The organism is Brevundimonas sp. (genome assembly GCF_016463485.1).
In the GTDB taxonomy this organism is placed as follows: Bacteria; Pseudomonadota; Alphaproteobacteria; order Caulobacterales; family Caulobacteraceae; genus Brevundimonas.
In genome coordinates this window covers 1-17628 of the sequence record NZ_JAEMRD010000066.1, presented here as the reverse complement: position 1 = coordinate 17628, position 17628 = coordinate 1, and the positions used below count along the sequence as shown (strand labels likewise).

Annotated in this window: 18 protein-coding genes and 1 pseudogene; 6 read left to right on the top strand and 13 right to left on the bottom strand. The window is 68.2% G+C overall.

Translation table 11 applies throughout. The features are described from left to right. Positions 1-277, bottom strand: a 277-nt coding sequence (locus JHC99_RS10765; protein ID WP_292154102.1) for a response regulator, incomplete at its 3' end; no start/stop codon positions are given. Between the two features lie 154 nt (positions 278-431). Here JHC99_RS10765 and JHC99_RS10760 point away from each other — a divergent pair. Continuing rightward, positions 432-2144, top strand: coding sequence for a hypothetical protein (locus tag JHC99_RS10760; protein WP_292154100.1), 1713 nt, complete (start codon positions 432-434; stop codon positions 2142-2144). Positions 2145-2183: 39 nt separating this feature from the next. On the opposite strand, the gene JHC99_RS10755 is transcribed toward JHC99_RS10760, so the two are convergent. From JHC99_RS10755 to JHC99_RS10735, 5 genes are all read right to left on the bottom strand, one after another. Next, a complete protein-coding gene (locus JHC99_RS10755; protein ID WP_292154098.1) occupies positions 2184-2534 on the bottom strand; it encodes a zf-TFIIB domain-containing protein in 351 nt (116 codons plus the stop codon). Positions 2535-2868: 334 nt separating this feature from the next. Continuing rightward, a complete protein-coding gene (locus JHC99_RS10750) occupies positions 2869-4071 on the bottom strand; it encodes an NAD(P)/FAD-dependent oxidoreductase (protein WP_292154096.1) in 1203 nt (400 codons plus the stop codon). 19 nt (positions 4072-4090) lie between these two features. After that, on the bottom strand, positions 4091-5320 hold the full coding sequence (fabB, locus tag JHC99_RS10745; protein WP_292154094.1) for a beta-ketoacyl-ACP synthase I: 1230 nt from the start codon (positions 5318-5320) through the stop codon (positions 4091-4093). A gap of 48 nt (positions 5321-5368) precedes the next feature. Beyond that, the gene (gene fabA / locus JHC99_RS10740; protein WP_292154092.1) at positions 5369-5911 is read right to left on the bottom strand and encodes a 3-hydroxyacyl-[acyl-carrier-protein] dehydratase FabA; all 543 of its coding nucleotides are present in this window, start codon (positions 5909-5911) and stop codon (positions 5369-5371) included. A gap of 65 nt (positions 5912-5976) precedes the next feature. Continuing rightward, positions 5977-6612 carry an SH3 domain-containing protein gene (locus JHC99_RS10735; protein WP_292154090.1) on the bottom strand — a complete coding sequence of 212 codons (636 nt, stop codon included), beginning with the start codon at positions 6610-6612 and terminating at the stop codon, positions 5977-5979. A gap of 67 nt (positions 6613-6679) precedes the next feature. Here JHC99_RS10735 and JHC99_RS10730 point away from each other — a divergent pair, with 67 nt between their 5' ends. Together JHC99_RS10730 and JHC99_RS10725 are read left to right on the top strand one after the other, a co-directional pair. Next, complete coding sequence (locus tag JHC99_RS10730) at positions 6680-7666, top strand: D-glycerate dehydrogenase (protein WP_292154088.1); 987 nt, start codon at positions 6680-6682, stop codon at positions 7664-7666. A gap of 91 nt (positions 7667-7757) precedes the next feature. Beyond that, on the top strand, positions 7758-9767 hold the full coding sequence (locus tag JHC99_RS10725; RefSeq protein ID WP_292154086.1) for an alpha/beta fold hydrolase: 2010 nt from the start codon (positions 7758-7760) through the stop codon (positions 9765-9767). Here JHC99_RS10725 and moeB read toward each other — a convergent pair whose 3' ends face one another. Beyond that, on the bottom strand, positions 9768-10514 hold the full coding sequence (gene moeB / locus JHC99_RS10720) for a molybdopterin-synthase adenylyltransferase MoeB (protein ID WP_292154084.1): 747 nt from the start codon (positions 10512-10514) through the stop codon (positions 9768-9770). It abuts the gene before it with no gap. A 56-nt stretch (positions 10515-10570) separates the two neighbouring features. Next, positions 10571-10960: a BLUF domain-containing protein gene (locus tag JHC99_RS10715; protein WP_292154082.1), complete on the bottom strand. Its 390-nt coding sequence runs from the start codon at positions 10958-10960 to the stop codon at positions 10571-10573. Positions 10961-11102: 142 nt separating this feature from the next. Between JHC99_RS10715 and hslV the strand changes: the two genes are divergently transcribed. After that, positions 11103-11660 carry an ATP-dependent protease subunit HslV gene (gene hslV, locus JHC99_RS10710; protein ID WP_292154081.1) on the top strand — a complete coding sequence of 186 codons (558 nt, stop codon included), beginning with the start codon at positions 11103-11105 and terminating at the stop codon, positions 11658-11660. 140 nt (positions 11661-11800) lie between these two features. Here the strand turns inward: hslV and JHC99_RS10705 are convergent, their stop codons facing one another. Together JHC99_RS10705 and JHC99_RS10700 are read right to left on the bottom strand one after the other, a co-directional pair. Further along, positions 11801-12229: a hypothetical protein gene (locus tag JHC99_RS10705; RefSeq protein WP_271146417.1), complete on the bottom strand. Its 429-nt coding sequence runs from the start codon at positions 12227-12229 to the stop codon at positions 11801-11803. Positions 12230-12313: 84 nt separating this feature from the next. Beyond that, entirely contained in the window at positions 12314-13045 is a 732-nt protein-coding gene (locus JHC99_RS10700) for a glycosyltransferase family 2 protein (protein ID WP_292154079.1), read from the bottom strand. Between the two features lie 43 nt (positions 13046-13088). Here JHC99_RS10700 and JHC99_RS10695 point away from each other — a divergent pair, with 43 nt between their 5' ends. Beyond that, entirely contained in the window at positions 13089-14774 is a 1686-nt protein-coding gene (locus JHC99_RS10695) for a glycosyltransferase family 39 protein (protein WP_292154077.1), read from the top strand. Continuing rightward, positions 14771-15691, top strand: a complete 921-nt coding sequence (locus JHC99_RS10690) for a hydroxymethylglutaryl-CoA lyase (protein ID WP_292154076.1) — start codon at positions 14771-14773, stop codon at positions 15689-15691. The genes JHC99_RS10695 and JHC99_RS10690 overlap by 4 nt, the downstream gene beginning before the upstream one ends. Positions 15692-15755: 64 nt before the next feature. Here the strand turns inward: JHC99_RS10690 and recF are convergent, their stop codons facing one another. From recF to JHC99_RS10675, 3 genes and pseudogenes are all read right to left on the bottom strand, one after another. Next, entirely contained in the window at positions 15756-16910 is a 1155-nt protein-coding gene (gene recF / locus JHC99_RS10685) for a DNA replication/repair protein RecF (RefSeq protein WP_292154074.1), read from the bottom strand. 45 nt (positions 16911-16955) lie between these two features. Next, a complete protein-coding gene (locus JHC99_RS10680; protein WP_292154072.1) occupies positions 16956-17255 on the bottom strand; it encodes a GIY-YIG nuclease family protein in 300 nt (99 codons plus the stop codon). A 67-nt stretch (positions 17256-17322) separates the two neighbouring features. Next, positions 17323-17628: pseudogene (locus tag JHC99_RS10675) on the bottom strand (DNA polymerase III subunit beta); the annotation flags it as partial.

Genomic DNA, 17628 nt, shown 5'->3' with positions numbered 1-17628 from the left:
GGTTGAAGCCGAGGATCTCGTCGATCTCCTCGTCCTTGGAGGTCAGCATGATGACGGGGATCTGGCTGGTCTGGCGCAGACGGCGCAGCACCTCCATCCCGTCCATCCGGGGCATCTTGACGTCGAGGATGGCGAGGTCGGGCGGCGAGGCCTCCAGCGCCTCCAGTCCCGTCGCGCCGTCATGATAGGCGACCACCGTGTGGCCATGGCTTTCGAGCGCCAGCGACACGGAGGCGACGATGTTCTCGTCGTCGTCCACCAGGGTGATATTGGCCAAGCAGGGCCTCCTCGAAGGTTCAGGTCAGGCGTGATCAACGCACGGCAAGCGTAACCGTTCGCCCGCAATCGCGGTGACATTACGGCCACAGTCCGCCGGCCGCCAGCATTAACGCGCAAACCTCGCCTTAAGTCCTCCTGTGCAGACTGGCGTGATGGCAGGGCCCGTTCACTACGAAGTCTACGTGCGCAAGACGGCCCCCTCGCCGTGGACGCTGCTGATGGCGACCGAGGACCGGGCCAACGCCACCGAAACGGCCGAGGATGTGCTGCGCGACAAGCGTGCGGTCGCCGTCCGGGTCACCAAGGAGACCCTCGACCCCGAAACCATGGCCTTCAACAGCGTCACGGTCCTGACCCGGGGAATGCCCGAGGGCCCCAAGAAGCGGCTGGTCGATCCCGATCAACAGGTCGCGCACTGCCTGGGCCCCCAGGACCTCTACGCCCCCCATGCCCGCGACCTGATGGGTCGGGTGCTGGAAGACTGGCTGATGCGCAACAACGCCACGGCCTGGGAGCTGCTGCATCGGCCGGACCTCGTCGAGCGGCTGGAGGCTTCGGGTGTCGAGGTCCAGCACGCCATCCAGAAGGTCGCCATCCCGGAAAGCCAGGCCACGGGCCAGGCCGCGCATGAACTGATCCGCCACTACCAGAAGCTCTCGGAGCAGGCGATGGAGCGGGTCATCGCCGCCGGTCGTCGCCGCGTCTTCGCCAACCTGGCCGATCAGCCCCTGGCCGAGGTGGCGCACAGGCTGGCGGGCACCCCCGACCGCGCCTTCGTGATGGGGGGTGTACTGTGCGTCGCCCTGGCGGCGGGCAAGGGGGCCCGGTCGCGACTGGGCCTGGCCATGGACCTGGCCGATATCGCACCGAAGGACGGCCCCTCGCGAGCCCTGATCCTGGTCGCCCTGGAACAGTTCCTGTGCGAGCTGCTGGCCATTCGGACCAGTCTGGCGGACGTGCTGGGCCCCTCCCTCGATCAGGGGGCCAGTCTGGCCGCCGTGGTGCGGATGGTCGCCCCGCGCGAGATCGAGGCCCTGATCGCGCGTGATCCGCGCTTCGCCCTGCTGATGCCGACGGTCGAGGGACCGGCGGCCCGGCTGGCCGAGCACCTGGCGGTGGGTGAGTTCCCGCTCCTGGCCAACAGCCTGGCGCGGATGGTGCTGCGCGAACTGATGGGCCCGCGCCGTCTCAGGCCCAGCGACGCCGCCGGCGAGATCGACATCCTGCGCGTGCTGGCCACGGCCCTGACGGCCACGGCCGGACGGTTGCTGAGTCTTGAAGAAGTGCAGGCGGCCTTCACCGAACGGTCCAAGAGCCTGGTCACCGCCGATTTCGTCCAGGCCTATGTGGTGCCCTGCGACACGGTGCTGTGCGAGGCCGAGAGCCTGACCCGGCTGTGCGAGAACGTCATGGGACCGGCGAACAAGCGCGCCGCCTCCCGCTGGCTCAGCGCCTGCGTCACCTCGCTGCGGTTCGAGACCGAGATGCGCGCCTCGCCCCAGCGCATCACCCAAAAGCTGCTGATCCTGGCCGGCCTGCAACGCTCGGTGCGCGCCTCGGCCCTGTCGGAGAATGATGAGGCCCAGATCAACGGTGCCATCGGCGCTGTCGGCGGCGTTCTGGAGACAGAGGCGAAACTGATCGCCCAGATGGGCCGGGCTGCCGCGCCTGTGCCCCAGAAGCTGATCGCGCTGTTGCGGATGGCGGCCGGGGAAACATCCCCGACAGGTCCGGTCGCCGATCGCGCCAGGGCCGAAACCCTTCGCATGCTCCGCGCGCCCGAAGCCCGCGCCGCCCTGGGCGCTGCGCCCGAGGCCGTGGCAACGCTCAGGCCGCTGATGAGGGCCGTCGGTCTGGCGGCCTGACCTGCCTTTCCTTCCCGACGCGTAGCGACGGGGAGGAAATCAGTCGAAGATGTCGAAGATGCTGTCGCGCTTTTTCTTCTTGTAGCGATAGTCGTCGTCGCGGTGGCGGTCGTCGCTACGATAGGGGTCACGCGGCCGCTCCTCGCGATAGCCGCCTCCGCCCCAGGGCGAAGGCTGCTGAGGCGGTGGCGCATAGGGCTGGGGCGCGGGTTGCGGCGCGGCCTGGGGTGCCGAGGCGCGGCCTTCGGCCGTGGCACCCTCCATCAGCTTTTCGAGCTCGCCCCGGTCCAGCCAGACGCCGCGACAGGTCGGGCACATATCGAACTGGACGCCGCCCCGTTCCAGGGTCTGCATCGGAGCGTCATCGTTGGGGCACATCAGAAGGGGCATACAGGTCCTCTCGGTTGTCGAACGTTGGGGTTAGCGCTCGGGCTCAAGGAGCGCGACGCGCGGTAGCCCCACCAAGCATGTACGGGTGCGCCCAGGGACGGGCCCGTCATGAAGACGAGCCTATCGCCGGGCGCACCCGATGCGGTCCGACATCACGCTGTCGTCCGGTTCCGCGCGGCGGACTTGGGGGAAAGCCGCCGGGGAAGCGTTCCGGACAATGGCGCCAGAGGGGCCCGTCCCGCTGTATCAAGCTAGGGTGCGCGTCACCCAGGGGCAAGCCGTCAGCACCCGGCAAGGTGGTCAACATCGGGTTACCGTCTTTGGGGCCTCGCCCTCAGCACGCCTGTCCGGCGGCCCAGCCCGACGACCAGGCCCACTGGAAATTATAGCCACCCAGCCAGCCGGTGATGTCCACGACCTCGCCGATCAGATAAAGGCCGGGGACCGAAATCGCCTGCATCGTCTGTTGATCCAGGCCCTCGGTCGCCACTCCGCCCAGGGTGACCTCGGCCGCGCGATACCCCTCCGAACCGACCGGTTTGACTGTCCAGCCGTTGACCGCCTCGGCCAGGGACTTCAGCCTCTTGTCGCCGATCTCGGCCAGCTTGCCCGCGACCTCATGCCGCGCCGCGACCGACTCGGCCAGCCGCCGGGGCAGGATCTGCGACAGGGCGGTGTGGACCGCCTGTTTCCCGTTGGCCTCCTTGGCCGCCTTGATCTCGGCGTAGACGTCACGGTCGGGGGCCATGGCCAGGGTAATCGCCTCGCCCTCGCGCCAGTACGAACTGATCTGAAGGATGGCCGGACCCGACAGGCCCCTGTGGGTAAACAGCATGGCCTCGCGGAACGTCGCCCGCTCCCGCTCGGTCGTGACATTGGTCGCCGCCACATCGACCGCGACCCCCGCCAGGGGCGACAGCTGCTCCAGCAGCCCCGCCTCGAACGTCAGGGGCACCAGGGCCGGCCGCGTCTCAGTGACGCGCAGGCCATGTCGCCGCGCCAGATCGTAACCCCAGCCGGTCGCCCCCATCTTGGGGATTGACTTGCCTCCCGAGGCGACGACGAGCGAGGCCGCCGTCACGCGCGCCCCGTCCGACAGGGTCGCCGCCCAGCCCTCGCCGGAGCGTTCAACCGCATCGACGCCGGTCGAAAGCTTCAATGTCACCCCTGCCGCCCGCATGGCCTCGGTCAGCATCCGTACGATCAGTTTGGCGCTGTCGTCGCAGAACAACTGGCCCAGTGTCTTCTCGTGCCAGGCGATGCCCGCCCGGTCGACCATGGCGATGAAGTCGTGCTGGCTGAACCGCTTCAGCGCCGAGGCCGCAAAGCGCGGGTTCTCACCCAGGAAGTTCGCCGGCGTCGTCCCCGTATTGGTGAAGTTGCACCGCCCCCCGCCCGAGATACGGATCTTCTCGCCGGGCCTGGCCGCGTGATCCACGACCAGCACCCGCCGCCCGCGCCGGCCGGCCTCGATGGCACACATCATCCCTGCCGCGCCCGCGCCGACGATCAGGACGTCATACGGCTCCGCCTTCATGCCAGCAGAGCCCGGTCCATCAGACCTTCGACAGGATCAGCGTCCCGTTGGTGCCGCCGAAGCCGAAGCTGTTGGACATGACGGTGGTCAGCTCGACGTCCTTGCGCTCGCGCAGGATCGGCATGCCCTCGAACTGGGGGTCGAGGGTCTCGATATGGGCGCTTTCGGCCGCAAAGCCGTTGGCCAGCATCAAGAGGCTGTAGATCGCCTCCTGGGCCCCCGCCGCGCCGAGCGAGTGGCCCGTCAGCGACTTGGTCGAGGAGATCAGGGGCATGGCGTCGCCGAACACGGCGCGGACGGCCTCCATCTCCTTGGAGTCCCCGACCGGGGTCGAGGTGCCGTGCGGGTTCAGATAGTCGATCTTGCGACCGCCCGCCTGGTCCATGGCGATCTTCATGCACCGCTGGGCACCCTCGCCCGACGGCGCGACCATGTCGTAGCCGTCCGAGTTGGCACCATAGCCCACGATCTCGGCATAGATCCTGGCACCCCGGGCCACGGCCCGCTCGTACTCCTCGACGACCACGATGCCCGCGCCACCGGCGATGACGAAGCCGTCGCGGGCGGCGTCATAGGCTCTGGAAGCGACCGAGGGCGTGGCGTTGAAGTCCGAAGACATGGCCCCCATCGCGTCGAACATGTTGGACATGGACCAGTCGATGTCCTCGACACCGCCGGCGAAGACCACGTCCTGCTTGCCCAGCTGGATCTGTTCGGCCGCCGCCCCGATGCAGTGGGCCGAGGTCGCGCAGGCCGAGGAGATCGAATAGTTGACCCCGCGCATCTGGAACCAGGTCGACAGCACGGCCGACGGCCCCGAGGCCATGGCCTTGGGCACGGCGAACGGCCCGATCCGCTTGGGCGCGCCGCGTTCGATCGTGGTCTGGGCGGCTTGCAGGATGACCTGGGTCGAGGGACCGCCCTCCCCGACGATCAGGCCGATCCGGTCGTCGCGGATCTCCTCAGGCGTCATGCCCGAGTCCTTCAGGGCCTCCTCGAAGGCGATGTGACCCCAGGCCGTGCCGTTGGCCAGAAACCGCGCGGCACGGCGATCGACCAGAGGCGCCCAGTCCTCGGCCGTAACGCCCAGCGAGGGCGGGGCCCAGACCTGGGACCGAAACCCGTATTTGACATGATCGGGCGCCGCGACGACGCCGGAGCGCGCCGACCTCAGGGAGGCCGTGACCTCTTCCTGTCCGGTCCCGATGGAGGAGACGATACCCAGCCCGGTGACGACGACACGCCGCATGAGGTTTCCTTCGCTTCAGTGTCCGCGTTGATCGCGGTTATGGTGTGGTTAGCCGACGACGGGCTCGGCGGCCTTCTGATCGGCGCCGAACAGGCCGACGCGCATGTCCGTGGCGGTATAGATGGGGACGCCGTCGGCTTCCATCACCCCGTCGGCGATGCCCATGACCAGTTTGCGGTTGATGACCCGCTTCAGCGTGATCTTGTAGGTGACCTTCTTGATGTCGGGAGTGACCTGGCCGGTGAACTTCACCTCGCCGACGCCGAGCGCACGGCCGCGTCCCGGCCCGCCGATCCAGCCCAGATAAAAGCCGACCAGCTGCCACATGGCGTCCAGGCCCAGGCAGCCCGGCATGACCGGGTCGTTGATGAAGTGGCACTGGAAGAACCAGAGGTCGGGATGGATATCCAGCTCGGCCTCCATATAGCCCTTGCCGTGCTCGCCACCGTCGCCGCTGATCTGGGTGATCCGGTCGAACATCAGCATGGGCGGCGCCGGAAGCTGGGCGTTGCCGGGACCGAACAGCTCGCCGCGGCCCGAGGCCAACAGGGCCGCGTGGTCGAACGAGGACGGATATTGCGACTGACTCAAGGCGGAAGGCTCCGATTGTGTCGCGTGGGCCTACACGACGAAGGGAACCGGCTCAACCTTCTCGATCAGCGAGCCGGTGCCGCTCCCGCCGCCCGGTTGGCATCGCACAGCGCCCGGGTGGCCCCGCCGAAGATGCGGGCTTCGGACACCCAGCCGTTGGCCTTGCGCCCGCCGACGTGGCACCAGCCGCTCTCGCAGTCGTCCAGCGACACCACCGACCGCGGCGAGAGCCGGGCGCGGACGGGCGAGGTCTCGGATCGACCCGCGTGGATCGGCGTCTCTTCGGCGGAGATGTTGAACGCTCCCCGGCGGCCCGACAGGACGCTGCGGTGGATCCAGGCGACGGCCCCGTCCGGGTCGCAGACCTTGCGCCACTCGCGGGTTTCGGCGACCACCTGAACCGGCAGGCCCGCGGCGCGGTATTCCCACAGGATGCGATAGTCGGCCCCCGGCCCCTGGCGGGCGCGAACCTCGTCGGACTTGAGGGTCAGCCAGCGCGGCACAGGCTGTCGGCTGGGGGTGGGGCGGCCGTCGGGCATGACGGCTGCGGCCTGGGCGGCGGCCAGACACATCAGGGCCATCGCACCCACCACCATGGCCGGAACGGCGGCGCGGGCCGGGCGACGACCCGCCGAATCGACGGTTTCGGAGGCAGCGGCCTCATCGGCGCTTTGGAACCGTGGCGATGCTTTGCTAGACACCCTTGTCGATCCGTCGCGGCGGGCGGGGCCGGATGCCGACCCTCGCCTCGTGAAACCCAGGGAATCCATGTCCACCCGCAAGCTTAAGGTCGTGTTAACCAGGCGCCTCCCGGATGCGGTAGAAACCCGTATGCGCGAGTTGTTCGACGCCGAGCTAAACCTCAAGGACAAGCCCATGGACCGGGCAGCGCTGGAAGCAGCCGTGCAGCGCGCCGACGTCCTGGTCCCCACCATCACCGACGAGATCGACGCCGCCCTGATCAACGGGGCCGGCGAACAGCTGAAGATGATCGCCAATTTCGGGGCCGGGGTGGATCATATCGATATCGATGCTGCCGTGGCCCGGGGCATTATCGTCACCAATACCCCCGGCGTCTTGACCGAGGACACCGCCGACCTGGGCATGGCCCTGATCCTGGCCGTCAGCCGCCGTATCGTCGAGGGGGCCCAAGTCGTCGCCGCCGGTCAGTTCGAGGGCTGGACCCCGACCTGGATGTGCGGACGCAAACTGTGGGGCAAGCGGCTGGGCATCGTCGGCATGGGCCGGATCGGCCAGGCCCTGGCCCGTCGCGCCAAGGCCTTCGGCATGCAGGTCCACTATCATAACCGAAAGCCCGTCAGCCCCCGGATCGAGGAGGAGCTGGGCGCGACCTGGTGGGACGATCTGGACGAGATGCTGGCCCGGATGGACGTGGTGTCGCTGAACTGTCCGGCGACGAAGGAGACCCACCACCTGCTGAACGCCGACCGCCTGGCCCGTCTCCAGCCCCACGCCATCCTGATCAACACCGCGCGCGGCGAACTGATCGACGAGGCCGCCCTTTCCGAGGCGGTGGCCCGGCGCGGGGTCTATGGTGTCGGCCTGGACGTGTTCGAGAACGAGCCGGCGATCCATCCCGGCCTGCTGGCCCATCCCAATGTGGTCCTCCTGCCCCATCTCGGCTCGGCAACGCTGGAGGCGCGGCAGGACATGGGTGACCGGGTGATCCTGAACGTCATGACCTACCAGAACCAGCATCGGCCGCCGGACCGGGTCATCCCGGCGATGCTCTGAAACGGGGGGCTTTCGAGCTTGACGTCGCGCCCGCCTTGCGGCTCGCTGCACCCATGAGTTGAGGGGGTGTCCGATGTCCTTGAGTAAAACGATGACGGGTCTGTCCCGGCGCGAGATGGTTCTGGCGCTCGCCGTCGGCGGCGTGGGGATCACACAAGCCGGTAGGGTTCAGGCCGCGCCCATGCAGGGGGGAGCGCCCTACGCCCTCGCGGACTTCTTCAAACCCGACCGGACGCGCGGCGTGGCCATGTCGCCGTCGGGCACCCGCATCGCCGTGGTCGAACAGCTCGGAACGACGGAGGCCCCGCATGCGGTCGTCGACGTTCTCGATGCCGCCGATCCCGAAGGCCAGGCTCGCCGTATCGACCTGGGACCGATTGACGTCGAGCGGGTCTACTGGGGCAACGACCGCCGCCTTCTGATCCGCGTCGTCACCAAGCTGGAGATCGGTCGGCGCACGTCGACCGGTTCCAATATCCGTACCGGCGGCGGCGAGCTGTGGAACCGGCGCATCGTCTCGATCGACATCGACAGCGGGGCCCGGGTCACCCTGTTTGAAGGCGAACGCAGCCGCGCGCGAGGCAACCTCGATCTGGGTCAGATCGTCGATCTTTTGCCGAGTGACCCCGACCACGTCCTGATGCTGGCCTATGAGCCCGGCGGGTTCCTGGCGCTGTATCGGGCCGATATCAACGACGGCACGGCCGAGCGGCTGGAGCGGGGCAATTCCGGCACCTTTCGCTGGGACACCCTGAACGGCCAGGCCGTGCTGCGCCACGACATCAACGCGCGCGGCACCCTGGAAAGCGTCTACGCCCGCGCCCCCGGCCAGACTGAATGGACCCTGGTGCGACGCACCCGCTTCATCGATGCGCCCGACTTCTCGTTCGTGGGGGGCACCGATCGGCCGGGCATCGTCCTGGTCAGCGCCCGGACGGGCGAGGAGGATGTTGAGACGATCCGGGAACTGGATCTGGCGACCCTGGCCTTCGGGCCGCCCATCTCGGCCCGGGCCGGACGTGATGTCCTGTACGGATTGAAGGATTCCGCCGGGCGCTATCTGGGGGCGGCCTACTACGGGGACCGTCTGGAATACGCCTTCGCCGAGCCGGCCCTGGCCGCCCATCACCGGGCCCTGAACCGCTTCTTCGAGGATGACTGCGACGTCTACTTCACGGACGTGGATGTGTCGCGCAACCGCTTGATCGCCCGCGTAACGGGCCCGCGCGAGCCGGGTGCCTGGTATTTCTACGATCGGGCGGCGCAGAAAATCGTCAATGTCGGCGCGCGCCAAACTCTGGACGCTGCGCGTCTGGGGCCAGGAGAAGTCCTCAAGGTCCGCACACGGGACGGTGCCGAGATCGAGGCCTATCTGACCGCCCCGCCGTCCCGGCGGCCCGGCCCGCTCGTCGTGCTTGCCCACGGCGGGCCAGAGGCAAGGGATCTGAGAAACTGGGATCGACAGGCCCAGGTCCTGGCCGCCCAGGGCTGGTGGGTGCTGCAGCCGAACTTTCGGGGGTCGGGTGGCTACGGCCTGGCCTTCGCCAAACAGGGCTGGGGCCGCTGGGGCGACCGGATGCAGGAGGATATCGAGGACGCTGTGGCCGATGCGATCTCAGCGCGCGGGCTGGACGGGCGCAGGGTCGCTATCATGGGAACCAGCTACGGCGGTTACGCGGCCATGATGGGGGCGGTGAAGACGCCCGGCCTGTACAGGGCCGCCATCTCGATCTGCGGCGTTTCGGATCTTCCCGATATCCTTGAATGGGAGAAGCGACAGGACGACACCCCGGGGCAGGAGATCTTCGATTTCTGGTCCAAGCGGATCGGCGTGCTCGGCGTCGATGACGACAGACTGTCGGCGGCATCACCGCGTCGGCGCGTTGCCGAAATCGCCTGTCCCGTCTTCCTGGTCCACGGCACCGATGATCCGATCGTGCCGGTGACGCAGACACGTCGCCTGAACGCCGCCCTGCGCGACGCGGGAAAGCGGGTCGAGTTCGTCGAGGTCAACGACGCCGGCCACGCCGATTGGGAGGACGACAAGGAGCAGGAACTGATGGGCCGCTATGTGGCGCTGCTGACCCGGGCTTTCGCCTGATCAGCGCGATCCACAACAGACCGGGCAGTCCGGGTCGGCGGTAATCCGCACGGTGCGCGCTGTGGCTGAGAGACCTTCGTACAGCATCAGCCGACCGGTCAGGGGCTCGCCCGCGCCGGTGATCAGCTTGATAGCCTCCAGCGCCGCCATGGCCCCGACCACTCCGGCCAGGGCACCGACGACGCCCACGCGGGCGCAGGTCTCGGCGTCGGGCGGGATTTCGGGGACCAGGCACTGATAACAGGGGCGACCGGTGAAGACGCCGACCTGACCCGACCAGCGGCCCAGGGCGCCGGACACCAGCGGTACATCTTCGGCGACACAGGCGGCGTTGACGGCGAACCGGGTTTGGAAATCGTCGGTGCCGTCCAGAACGACGTGGTGACCGGCGATCAGGGCGCGGGCATTGGCGGCGGTCAGCGACCCGGCCACGGTCTCGATATGGACCCGGGGGTTGAGGGCGGTCAGACGGTCGGCGCCGGCCTCGACCTTGGGGCGGCCGATGTCGTCGCCGGTGAACAGGATCTGGCGTTGCAGATTGGACAGGGCGACCGTGTCCGGATCGACGAGGGTCAGGGTTCCGACGCCGGCCGCAGCCAGATACAGGGCCGCCGGACCTCCGACCCCGCCTGCGCCGACGATCAGCACCCGGGCGGCGGCCAGCTTCTGCTGCCCCGGGCCGCCGATTTCGGCGAGCACAAGATGGCGGGCATAGCGTTCGACGTCGTTATCGGTGAACTGGGGCACGCCTGCTTCTAGGGCGTGGCAGTCGCGATGTCAGGCCCCGGTGCGACAGGGATGGCTCAGGCCGCCTGACGGTAGTCCAGCATGGCTTCGACGTCGCGCACGGTCAGCAGTTCGAGATCTGTCAGGCCGACCTTTGACAGGGTCTCGGCCGGTTGGTGGCAGTAGCCCGCCGCTTCGGTCAGGAGGCGGCTGTGGATCGGCGTGTCGGCCATAACACGGAGACCCTTCATCCTGGGATCGGCCTGCATCCTGCGAAGCATCCTGTCGACATCAAGGCGCTTGCCCTCGACGACCTGAACCATCCGGCCGTCAAACAGAAGCATGGCGCTGCAGATGTGGTCGCGACGGTTGCTGGCATCCGACGCGCCGAGAATCTCGGCGATCGACCAGGTTGACCGACCGGCCGTGCCCACCATTTCGGCAGTCAACATCAGACGGGTGAGCATGTCGCTTCTCAATCTTGTCGAGTTCTAGGGACGTTCCTGCCAGGGTAATCGTTGTCTTGGGCTATTTTAAGCCTACCGCCGCTCGTTGAAATTGCTCCGCAACCCGCTTGCACCGCCGCATTTCGGTCGCCATCTGAGCATCATGACCCACAACGACATTCCCTCCGGCCCCGGCTGGCACGGCACGACCATCCTGGCGGTGCGCAAGGACGGCCGCACGGTCATCGCCGGCGACGGCCAGGTCTCGATGGGGCCGACCATCGTCAAGGGAGCGGCGCGCAAGGTCCGCGTCCTGGCGGGCAGCAAGGTGCTGGCGGGATTCGCCGGGGCCACGGCCGACGCCTTCACCTTGATCGAGCGGCTCGAGGCCAAGCTGGAGCAATATCCCGACCAACTGGCGCGGGCCTGCGTCGACCTGGCCAAGGACTGGCGGACGGACCGGTATCTGAGGCGGCTGGAGGCGATGCTGCTGGTCGCGGACGCGACGTCCATCTTCACCGTGACCGGGGTCGGCGATGTGCTTGAGCCCGAGCACGGCGTGGCGGCGGTGGGGTCAGGCGGCAACTACGCCCTGTCGGCGGCCCTGGCCCTGTTGCAGAACTCCGACCTCGACGCCGAGGCGATCGCCCGCAAGTCGATGGCGATCGCGGCGAGCATCTGCGTCTACACCAACGGGAATCTGACGGTGGAGACGCTTTGACCCCGTCATCCTCGGGCTTGACCCGAGGATCGGATTTTCGGCAGGCAGTGAGATGACGTCAGCGTGATCTTGAAAGCCATCTGACCGAATTGGCGGATGGTCCGATCCTCGGGTCAAGCCCGAGGATGACGGGTTTGGGGCTACCCGCCCGCGCCGAAGTCCAGATCCTTCCGGGCGGCGATGATCGTCACGATGAAGCCGGCCAGGACGTCCAGCATGACCATGGTCACGATCAGGAAGAAGGTGGAGGTGGCGAAGCCCCGAATCAGCAGGAACTCGACCAGGCAGACCACGAACACGATCAGCGACAGGGCGTGATTGACGATCGCGACCTTCTGGCTGGACGTCGATTTCAGAAGCTCGAAGAACAGCAGGATCAGCGACAGGAACAGGATCAGGTCGCCGACCCCCACGTTCCAGTTCGCGCCCGACGTCATCGGCACCGAGAAGATCGGATCGCGCAGGATCGCATCCGCCTGGGCCATGCCGCCCCCGCCTGTCGCGCCGAACAGGATGACGATATTGTAGAGCACCACCGGGATCAGCAGCAGCGGCAGGGCGATCAGCATGGCGGCATCCTTCGGCAGGGTCGATTAACGATAACCCGGTTCCCGGCGAACCGCTACGGTTGGTCGCCCGGATGGGGAATGCGCTCAGAACTCGCTGACCGCCCCCGGCCGCCGCGACCGCGTCTTCAGCCACATGACACCCAGCAAATCCGAGAAGGACGCCATCAGCCGTCCCCAGTTTGTGTATTTCGACCGGCCGACCTCGCGATGGCGGTGGTCGACGTCGAGGTAGCGGTTCTCGAAGCCCTCTCGGATCATCAGGGCCGGCAGATAGCGGTGGATGTGATCGAAATAGGGCAGGCGCAGGAAGACCTCGCGGCGGAACGCCTTCAGCCCGCAACCGGTGTCGTCGGCGTCGTCGCCCAGCAGGTTCTTGCGGATCCGATTGGCCCACAGCGAGGCCCAGCGCTTGGCGCCCGTATCCTGGCGTTTGGCGCGGACGCCGCCGACCAGGGCGACGCTGGCCGGGGCGGCCAGAAGGGCGTCGACCAGACGGGGCGCGTCGTGGGGCGGGTTCTGGCCGTCGCCGTCCAAGGTGACGACGATGTCGCCGCGCGCGGCCAGGACGCCGGTGCGTACCGCCCGGCTCTGGCCTGCATTGGTGCTGTGCGCCAGAACCCGCAAGTCCGGCAGTTCGGCCTGAAGGGCACGCAATTCGGCCAGGGTCGAATCGCGGCTGGCATCGTCCACGAAGATCATCTCGTAGGATCGGCCGGCAAAGGCCGTGGCGATTTCGCGCGCCAGGGGACCGGCGGCACCGGACTCGTCGTGGACCGGCACGACCACGGAAATCTGGGGGCTGACGTCGCTGTTCATGTCGGCTGTGTAAACGATATTGGCGCGTGTTAGGAATGGCCCCATGACGCGCCCGAACCTGGATCGCCATATCGCCGGCTGGCGCGGACTCTTGCTGGCCGCGCTCGTGACCCTGATCGCGGGTCTGCCCAGCCTGTTGCTGCTGCCGCCGCTGGATCGCGACGAGAGCCGCTATGCCCAGGCCACGTCCCAGATGCTGGAGAGCGGCGATTACGTCGACATCCGCTTCCAGGACGAGCCGCGCTGGAAGAAGCCGGTCGCCATCTACTGGATGCAGGCCGTCGCCGTCTCCCTGACGTCTGACCCCGAGGCGCGCCAGATCGCGCCGTACCGGTTGCCGTCCCTGCTCGGAGCCATGCTGGCGGCCTTCGCCTGTGCCTGGGCCGGGGCGGCGCTGTTCGGCCAGAGGGCAGGGTTTCTGGCGGGAGCCATCCTGGGGACCTGCTTCCTGCTGTCGTCCGAGGCCGGGATCGCCAAGACGGACGCCATGCTGTGCGGGGCGGTGACCCTGTCGATGGCGGCACTGGCACGAATCTACATGGCGACGCGGGCCGGTGAACTGCCGAAGCGACATCACAAATTCCTGTTCTGGGCGGGGCTGGGCCTGTCGATCCTGATCAAGGGGCCGATCGGGCTGATCGTCGTGGCCCCGGCCATGGCCATGCTGTCGATCTGGGACCGGGACGTCCGCTGGATGCGCCGGCTGGGCTGGGGCTGGGGACTTCCGCTGGTGGCCCTGATCGTCGGGCCCTGGGCCATCGCCATCACCATCGCCACGGACGGTGGCTTCTGGCGAGAGGCGGTCGGCCACGACCTGGGCGGCAAGATCACCGGGGCCCAGGAAAGTCATGGCGGTTTCCCCGGAATGTACGCGGTGCTGGCACCCCTGCTGCTGTTCCCCGCGACGCTTCTGCTTCCGGCCGCCCTGTCGACGGGTTGGCATCGGCGGGCCGAGCCTGCGGTGCGGTTCATGGTCTGCTGGCTGGTTCCGGCCTGGCTGATCTTCGAGATCGCCCCGACCAAGCTGTGGCACTACACATTGCCGACTTTCGGAGCGATCGCCCTGCTGATGGCCGCCGCCCTGAGCCGGCCGATCGGGACGATCAGTCGGCGGATCGGAGCCGGCTTAAGCGTCTGGGCCGCCTTCCTGATCTGTGGCGTCACCGTCTATGGCCTGACGGTCTATGGCACCTCGACGGCCCAGACCTGGGCGGCCCTGACCATCCTGTGCGCCGTGGCGGCCGGAGCGGGGGGAGCCTTCGTGCTGATCAACCGGGCGGCCGTGTCGGCCCTGCTGGTGTCCATCCTGTTCGGCGTCCTGGCCCATGCGGCGCTGGCGGGGACGCTGAGGCAACTGCGGCCGCTGTCGGTCTCGCCCCAGCTCGAGAAGGCGCTCGACAAGGCCGGGCTGGCCCCCGATCAGGGTCTGACGCCGGGGCCGGTGGCGATCACCACCTTCCACGAGCCGTCGTTCGTCTTCCTGACCGGGCGCGACACCGAACTGACCGACGCCGCGGGGGCGGCCAGGGCCCTGTCGGAGGGCCGTCCCGCCGTCGTCGAGGCCCGGGATGCCGAGGCCTTCCGCGTCGCGATGGCCGATATCGGGGCGGTCGGCCGCGCGGTCTCGACGGTGCGGGGCCACAACTATTCGACCGGCGACGACGTGGCCCTGACGATCTATGCGCCTCAACGCCCGCCCGCCACGACAGTCCTGGAGCCCGGGCGATGAGCCCGCGCCCGATACAGATCGTCGAGGTGGGGGCCCGCGACGGATTGCAGAACGAGAAGGCGATCCTCGAACCCGCCGTCCGGGTCGAACTGGTCCGCAGGCTGGAGGCGGCGGGGGCGACACGGATCGAGGCCGTCAGCTTCGTCCACCCGAAATACGTGCCCCAGATGGCCGGCGCCGAGGAGGTCATGGCCGCCCTGCCCAAGGCTGCGGGGCGCAGCCGGATCGGCCTGGTCCTGAACGGCAAGGGCTATGACCGGGCGCTGGGCACGACGGTGGACGAGGTCAATGTGTCGCTCAGCGCCAGCGACGGCTTCGGGCTCAAGAACGCAGGCCTGACTGTCGACGGCCAGGTCGAGATGCTGGCGGGGATCGTCGCCGGACGAGCCAATTCGGGTGGCGATCGCGATGCGACGCCGTCGTTGTCGGCGACGATCAGCTGCGTCTGGGGGTGTCCGTTCGACGGCGAGGTCTCGGTCGAACAGGTCGCCGATCTGGTCGGCCGGATCGCCGAGCTGGGGGTGGACGAGATCGCCTTGGCGGACACGATCGGTGTCGCCGATCCCTGGGCCGTGACCCGCGTCGTCGAAGCGGCCCGCAAGGCAGCGCGCGACACGCCCTTGAGACTGCATTTCCACGACACCAGGAACACCGGCCTGGGCAACGCCTATGCAGGGGTCGAGGCCGGGATCGATGTTCTGGACGCCTCGGTCGGCGGGATCGGTGGCTGTCCGTTTGCGCCCGGGGCGACCGGAAATGTCGCGACCGAAGACCTGGTCTATATGCTGGAGCGCGCTGGTTATTCGACCGGCTACGATCTGGACGCCCTGATCGCCACGGCCCGCTGGATCGGCGAGAAGATCGGCCGCCCGGCACCGAGCGCGCTCAGCCGTGCAGGGGGCTGGCCAAGGGGGTGAAGTCGGTGGCTCGCTGGTTGCGTCGGACAAGTCGAAATGTCCTTCTCCCCCTGCGCATGGAGGATCAGTCGATCAACGCTCCGCCCTCGACCCGCACGAACCGCGCCCGGCCCTTCAGCTCCTCGAACAGCAACGCCTCGGTCCCGGTCATGAAGGCCTGCAAGCCCAGGGCCTCGATCTCGTCGAACAGGGCGGCGCGGCGGCGGGTGTCGAGGTGGGCCGGAGCCTCGTCCAGCAACAGGACCGGGGGTGCCCCGCCTCCCCCATTTGCACTGGCTGACTTCAGCCGGGTCACCTGGGCCAGGATCAGGTTCAGCACCAGGGCCTTCTGCTCGCCCGACGACCCCTCGGCGGCCGGGCGGCGTTTTTCGCGGTGCAGGGCGGTCAGGTCCGAGCGGTGCGGCCCGAACAGGGACCGGCCGGACGCCGCATCCCGTCCCCGCGACCGCGCCATACCGTCCCGGATGGCGGCGGCGATGGCCTCCTCGCCGGCCCCGTCCAGCGCCGCCTGTTCGGCCTCGCCGGTCAGACCAAGGTCCGCCTGAGGAAACGGCCGGTCGCCCCGGTCGTCGATCCCGGCCTGAAGCGCGCCCAGCGCCCCGGCCCGCGCCACCGCCGCCCGCGCCCCCGTCTCGCCCAGCCGCGCCTCCAGCGCATCCAGCCACAGGGGATCGGCCGCGCGCCCATGCTCGACCCCGTCGGTCAGCAGCCGCAACCGCTCGCGCAGCGCCTTCTCGTATCCCGACACGATGCTCGCATGATCGGGGTCGGCGGCGAACACCAGCCTATCGAAGAATTTCAGCCGATCCGCCCGCGCGTCCGAGAACAGCCGATCCTGCTCCGGCGTCGCCCAGACCGGCCGCAGAAAATCCAGGAACCGCCCCGGCTGCGCCGTCTCCCCGTCGATCCGCACGATCCGCCGACTGGCCCCTGCCGCCTGCGTCCCCGTGCCGAGCCGGATCTCCTCGCCATCCCCGCCGTCCAGCGTCAGCGCCACCGCCCAGGCCCGCCCGACCGCCTCGCCGGGCTCCCTGCGCCCCATCTCCTGCGCCGTCGCGGAGCGCAGCCCCCGACCCGGCGTGAACAGGCTCAGCGCCTCCAGCAGATTGGTCTTCCCCGCTCCGTTCGGCCCATGCAGCACCACGGGGCCGCTGCCCACGGGGAGGGTGGCGGAGGCGTAGGACCGGAAGTCGGTGAGGGTGAGTGACTGGATGCTCAAAAATTTCCGCTCATCCCGGCGAAAGCCGGGACCCAGTCCTTTTGTTCAGACGCCGTCGATCGTCCAGAAGCCGTCCCACAGATCGGTCCAGCCCGGATTCGATTTCTCGATCAGTTCCAGCTTCCAGACGCGTTTCCATTCCGTGATCTGGCGCTCCCGGCGAAATGCGGCTGGACGGGTTTCTTGAACTTCGTACCAGACCAGGATGTGAACACCGTATTTCTTGGTGAACCCTTTTCGCAGCCCTTCGCGATGCTCGCCGGTTCGTTTGACGATGCTGTCCGTTGAGCCGACGTAGAGGGTCCCGTTGCGCTTGCTGGCGACGATGTAGGTGTAGAAGGCCAACTCATTCTCCCGTGACTTGCAAAAGCACTGGGCCCCGGCTTTCGCCGGGGTGAGCGGAGTGGGGGGCTTAAACCCTCAGCGGCATCAGCACGTACTGAACCCCCGGATCACCCGGATCGAGCACCAGCGTCGGCGAAGCCGGGTCGGCGAACATGAAGGTGGCGTTGTCGCCGGTGATCTGGCCGGCGACGTCGAGCAGGTAGCGGGCGTTGAAGCCGATCTCGAACGGGTCGTCGGAATAGCCGATCTCGACCTCCTCGACGCCCTGGCCGGCCTCCATGTTGCGCACCGTCAGGGTGACGCGGTCCAGCTCGAACGCCAGCTTCACCGACCGGCTCTTCTCGGCCGAGATGGTGGCGACGCGGTCGACGGC

What these genes read in the sequence shown, in the direction of transcription:
- JHC99_RS10755 (WP_292154098.1), bottom strand. Translation starts at nt 2,534, where the DNA reads ATGCCCCTTCTGATGTGCCCCAACGATGACGCTCCGATGCAGACCCTG.
- JHC99_RS10690 (WP_292154076.1), top strand. Translation starts at nt 14,771, where the DNA reads ATGAGCCCGCGCCCGATACAGATCGTCGAGGTGGGGGCCCGCGACGGA.
- JHC99_RS10715 (WP_292154082.1), bottom strand. Translation starts at nt 10,960, where the DNA reads ATGCTCACCCGTCTGATGTTGACTGCCGAAATGGTGGGCACGGCCGGT.
- JHC99_RS10750 (WP_292154096.1), bottom strand. Translation starts at nt 4,071, where the DNA reads ATGAAGGCGGAGCCGTATGACGTCCTGATCGTCGGCGCGGGCGCGGCA.
- fabB (WP_292154094.1), bottom strand. Translation starts at nt 5,320, where the DNA reads ATGCGGCGTGTCGTCGTCACCGGGCTGGGTATCGTCTCCTCCATCGGG.
- JHC99_RS10695 (WP_292154077.1), top strand. Translation starts at nt 13,089, where the DNA reads ATGACGCGCCCGAACCTGGATCGCCATATCGCCGGCTGGCGCGGACTC.
- JHC99_RS10700 (WP_292154079.1), bottom strand. Translation starts at nt 13,045, where the DNA reads ATGAACAGCGACGTCAGCCCCCAGATTTCCGTGGTCGTGCCGGTCCAC.
- JHC99_RS10705 (WP_271146417.1), bottom strand. Translation starts at nt 12,229, where the DNA reads ATGCTGATCGCCCTGCCGCTGCTGCTGATCCCGGTGGTGCTCTACAAT.
- JHC99_RS10725 (WP_292154086.1), top strand. Translation starts at nt 7,758, where the DNA reads ATGACGGGTCTGTCCCGGCGCGAGATGGTTCTGGCGCTCGCCGTCGGC.
- JHC99_RS10760 (WP_292154100.1), top strand. Translation starts at nt 432, where the DNA reads ATGGCAGGGCCCGTTCACTACGAAGTCTACGTGCGCAAGACGGCCCCC.
- JHC99_RS10730 (WP_292154088.1), top strand. Translation starts at nt 6,680, where the DNA reads ATGTCCACCCGCAAGCTTAAGGTCGTGTTAACCAGGCGCCTCCCGGAT.
- hslV (WP_292154081.1), top strand. Translation starts at nt 11,103, where the DNA reads ATGACCCACAACGACATTCCCTCCGGCCCCGGCTGGCACGGCACGACC.